Genomic DNA, 1,475 nt, shown 5'->3' on the forward strand with positions numbered 1-1,475 from the left:
GCTAGGCGATTCACACATCTCGGAGTTCTCGGCCCAATGCGATGGATTTGAAGAATTGCAGTCCGTGCCTGAAGGTAATCGGGCCGGGCGGTTTTGATTTTGGATATCCATCCCATCCACCTAGCTTTGCGATCGTCCAAGCTGCCCAGGCCATGGATTTTACGGGGTGGGGATTTTTCTGCAGTTTTGTTTTGCCTTCCAGTTTTGGCTGAAGGGCTTTGAGTGTCTCGATCTCGGAAGGCGTGAAGGCGATTTCGGCACGTTGTTGGGATTGGCCGTCACGTGCCTGAACAAGTTGCATGATCAAGGCGGCGGCCTGGGCTGCAATGGCCGTCAGTTTGAGAAGACGATCGGCCGTTTCAACCTGACTGTCTTCAATTTGCAAGCCTTGCTGCTTAAGGGTGCGGAAGAACTGTTCAATGATCCAACGCATGCGATACCAGCCAACAATACGCCAGGCCATGGCCGCATCTGTGACCGGATGCGTGGTCAGCAATCGCCAAAGAACCGGCTCAGCACCAGCGGGCGCCCCGATTTCAGCGACCTCCACCAAGCTCACCGTCACTGTCTCGGGCAGGTCTTCTTCAGGCGTGATTTCAGGCCCCTTAAGCGTGACCTGGCAGAAGCCCATTTTGAGGTGAGCCACTCGAGCAGGACGCTCGGGGCGGGTGCGCAACTCAATATCCGCTTCACCACCAGATATTACGGGAGCGCTCGATAACTTACCGCCACCTTCCAGGATAGACCGATCATGCATGGCCCGTGTCAGGATATGGAAGGTGGCATCGGGAACACGCACCCACTTGGCGTAAATGTCGCTCTCACGATCACTAATTTCGGTTACCATAGTCGCTTGCGCCAGCACTGTTTTGGCTGCTTCGGCTGTGGTTACCCAGCGTTCGGATTCCTTCTCAGGTAACTTTCGTTTCCTGTGGGCTACCGTGACCCGCCCCTTAGATCGTGTCCAGATGCGACCTGCAACCAAACCCAGCAGACCTCCGGTCTCGGCGTCTACGCCCAGCATCGCATGCAGCAACAGGCCGTATCCGCCGCCTTTCCCGATCTTACCTAAACCACGACGGGTTTCCTTGGTCGTCGCAAAATTCAGATCGCTTGTGTCCTGGATCGCCAGCACGTGCCGCCCCTCGCACGCGACGGACACTCGATCTCCCCAGCCTGTGATCAACGCGTCAACAGTCACCCGCTTATTCGCCAAAAAGCGGCTGAAGCCGATAATGCCGCTCCGCTTTCCCCCAGCCAATCGACGAAGGCACACGCTCTGACGGACCACCATCCGCTCAAGAAGTTGGCCCCCCTTTTTTCGAGGCGCTCGTCACCGAACGTCCCGAGATCATAGTCACATGAAAACATCGCGACATCTCCTAATCGGAATTGGCGCAAGTCAATCATATCAAACCCAAAGCACGCTAATCACTTGTGAGTCATAGACAAATCGAGATGTGTGCATACCCTAG

At 55.7% G+C, this 1,475-nt stretch carries 1 protein-coding gene; it reads right to left on the reverse strand.

Annotated elements, in window-relative coordinates:
- Window positions 1–10: 10 nt before the first annotated feature.
- Complete coding sequence (locus AC1DXO_RS26075; protein WP_476981136.1) at window positions 11–1,294, reverse strand: IS4 family transposase; 1,284 nt, start codon at window positions 1,292–1,294, stop codon at window positions 11–13.
- Between the last annotated feature and the right edge of the window lie 181 nt (window positions 1,295–1,475).

Source organism: Asticcacaulis sp. P2_C5 (genome assembly GCF_056404555.1).

Excerpts from the sequence above, each read along its gene's own strand:
- AC1DXO_RS26075 (WP_476981136.1), bottom strand. The coding sequence starts at position 1,294 with ATGGTGGTCCGTCAGAGCGTGTGCCTTCGTCGATTGGCTGGGGGAAAG.